At 24.9% G+C, this 3755-nt stretch carries 1 protein-coding gene; it reads left to right on the forward strand.

Features of this window, described 5'->3' with window-relative positions; translation table 11 throughout:
• The first annotated feature begins 442 nt into the window (after positions 1–442).
• Complete coding sequence (locus BGI41_RS07050; protein WP_088539885.1) at positions 443–3385, forward strand: pseudomurein-binding repeat-containing protein; 2943 nt, start codon at positions 443–445, stop codon at positions 3383–3385.
• Positions 3386–3755 lie beyond the last annotated feature (370 nt).

Consider the following 3755-nt stretch of genomic DNA (forward strand, 5'->3'; position numbering starts at 1 on the left):
TTTTCATATAAAGCTCTTATATGGTTTAGAATTAAAATTTATCCTTCATTTAATGATTATTTTATAAATATAAGAATTATTTGTTATTATTTTTAAATATTTTATTTATTAATAATTAGTTTTATTATAGACAAATTAATATTTTTGATTTAAATATATACTTAAATATTATATAATAAATTTTAATTCTTTTTTATTAATTCTTTTTATTTCTTATTTAAATTGTATATCTTTTATTTTTTTTATTTATAGGGGTATTTTATCTTTTATACTTGTGTGTATTCTTTTAATTGCTTATTTCTTAAAAAAAAGATTTATATATGATTTGTGTTATAAATTTATATTGTACTAAAAATATTTTTAATATATTTAGTAAAATTTTACTAATTTATTTAGAAATATTTTTTTTAAAATTTTATATGAACTAATTAGGAGGCGAGGAATGTCGAAGAAATTTAGATATTTTAGCTTAATAATGATGCTCATTGTTTTTGTTAGTATTGGTGGAATATGTGCTACTGATGTTAATGATTTCAATTCATCAACTAATATATCAGATTCTTCGGTTCAAAATGTGACTAATGTTGCGGTTTCAAATTCCGTAGATATGTTTAATTCCACAAATGTTAGTGAATTAAATTTAGATCCAGATTGTGAATCTAATGATTCTGGTCTAATTTATGATGGAACTACATCTACTGTTGGTAATAATAAAGATATAAGTACTGAAGATTCTGATAATAATCTTAATAATCAGCCATCTATTATTAATGATAATAGTGTAGTAAATAATCCAACTAGCAAAAATTCTAATGTGGATAACAATGTAGTTAGTAATAATAATTCTTTAGTTAAAAACACTAATACCTCTTCTAATACTGTTGTTCCTAAGGTTAAAATTAGTTCTTTAACTCTTAAATCTACTAGTGTACCTACTAGTTTCAGTATTTCAGATATTATTAGTGCATCTAGAACTGTTAGAGCATATTATGCTTCAAATGGTAAATTACCATCTTATGTTACTATTGGTTCAGTTAGAGTTAGCTTATCTCAATTCTTATACTATGAATGTAAAGCTATTGATCAATTGAATTCTGGTAATGCTGCTAATATTCCTATTATTAAAAATAACCTTAATGAACCTTCAAGTCCAAACTCTGGAGATTCAGTTAATGGTAATTTGAATAAGGCAGGTTATGTTGATTCTGCTACTAGGACTTATAAGTTTATTTTAAATTATAATCAAGGTCCTAATTATTCTACTACTACTGTTGGTAGGGTTTCTTATAATAGGTTGATTGAAGCTTTTGCTGCTGTTCTTGATTACTATGGAACAAATAAACAGTTACCAAGTTATATTAATGTTAAATATAATGCTATAACAGGTACTCCTGCAGGTACTAGTACTAAACCAAGTACAAATAGTACTAATTCAAGTAGTAATTCAAATAATACTACTACTGTAATCAGTAAAAATGAATTTACTATTAATCAAATTACTAGTGCTGCAAAAGTTGTTAGAGCATATTATCTTGCAAATGGTAAATTACCAACTACTGTTACTGTTGGTTCAGTTAAACTTAGTTTAGCTCAATTCTTATATTATGAATCTGTAGCTATATCTCAGTTAAACTCTGGTAACAAAGCAAATATTGCTATTGTTAATAGAACATTTAATGAACCTTCAAGACCAAATTCTGGTGACTCTATTAACAGTAATTTAAATAAAGCAGGATACGCAGATTCTGCTACTAGGACTTATAAGTTTATTTTAAATTATAATCAAGGTCCTAATTATTCTACTACTACTGTTGGAAGAGTTTCTTATAACAAGTTAATTTTGGCTTTTACTGAGGTTCTTGAATATTATAATAACCAGAAAACTTTACCTGCAAATGTTTTAGTTAATACTAATTTCGCTGGAAATTATACATATTTCACTGTTGCAAGTAGTGGTACATATGTTAATGGTAGTAAATTCGTTGTAGTCTTAAAAGATGTATTCGGTAATACTGTTACTAATAAAAAAGTCGTTTTTACATTAAACGGTAAAGAGTACACAGGAACTACTGATGCTAAAGGTACAGTCTATATAACTATCCCAGTATTAAACAATGGAAATTATAATGTTTCATATAAATATACTGATTCAAATAGTAAATTGTCTTCAAGTAATTCTACAACAATTAAAGTCGTTAAAAATGTAACTACAATTAGTGGAAATGATTTAACTACTACAAATAAATCTAATGATAAATTTAGCATCACTTTAAAAGATGCATTTGGTAATCTTATTGCAAATCAAAAAGTTCAATTTAGAATTAGTGGAAGTAATGTTGTTTATGAAGCTACAACTAATGCTAAAGGAGTTGCAAGTTTAGCTATAAATTTACCTGCTGGTAATTATACTATAACTTATACCTTTGATGGTAATAGCAACTATCCTAAGTCTAGTGGTAGTTCAAAAATAATTGTAAATAATATGGTTGTAAATTCTAATAGTTTTACTATTGATCAAATTATTAGTGCAGCTAAAACTGCAAAATCATATTATGAAACTAATAAAAAATTACCAAGTACTGTAACTATCGGTTCTACTAAACTTAGTTTAGCTCAATTCTTATATTATGAATCTAAAGCTATTAGTCAATTAAATGCTGGTGACCTTTCAAATATTGCTATTGTCAATAATACATTAAATGAACCATCTAGTCCTAACTCAGGTGATTCTGTAAGTAATGACTTAAGTAAAGAGGGTTATGTTGATTCAGCTACTAGGACTTATAAATTTATATTAAATTATAATCAAGGTCCTAACTATTCAACTACTACAATTGGAAGAGTTTCATATAATGCTTTAATTGAAGCATTTAGTAGAGTACTTGCATATTATGGTGATAATAAAAAATTACCAACTTCAATATCTATTGATACAACTACAACAAACAGTTATAATGGTAATGACTTTGCAGCAAACAATGCACAAATTACAGCTCTTGCATTAGAATTAACTGCAAATCTTACATCAGATTATGATAAAGCTTATACTTTATTTAACTGGGTAAGAGACAATATTAAATATAGTTATTATTATAACTCTCAACAAGGAGCTGCTTTAACTCTTACAAGAGGAAGTGGAAATTGTTGTGATCAATCAAATCTTTTAGTATCAATGTGTCGTGTAGTGGGACTTAATGTACGTTATGTACATGGATACTGCCACTTTACTGATGGTTGGTATGGTCACGTTTTGACTGAAATAAATGTAGATGGTAAATGGTATTCTGCAGATCCAGTATCTACAAGAAACACCTTTGGTGTAATTAATAATTGGGATACTTATTCTGCAACATATTATAATAGGTATACTTACTTACCATTTTAGATTTGTATAAACACTTAAATTAAGAGTATTTTTACTCTTAATTTTTATTTTAATTTTAAAAAATAGATTTAAGGTTTTTATAACTTTAATTTTAAATATTAAGTTAAATTATTGATTTAAATTATTTTAATTCAATTTTTCTTTTTTTACTTTTTTTTAGTTTATTTTTCATTTTAGAGTTTTATTTTATTTTGTTTTAGTTTTGTTTTTTATTTTAGTGTATTTTGCTTGTTTTTATTTTTCATTTTAGTGTTTTATTTTATTTTGTTTTAGTTTGTTCTTTGTTTTTTAGTTTTGTTTTTTAGTTTTAATTTACCTTTTTTACTTTAATAAACTTATTTTTACTTTATTTATTGAATTTATTTTTAAT

The organism is Methanobrevibacter sp. 87.7, assembly GCF_002208625.1.
GTDB lineage: Archaea > Methanobacteriota > Methanobacteria > Methanobacteriales > Methanobacteriaceae > Methanarmilla.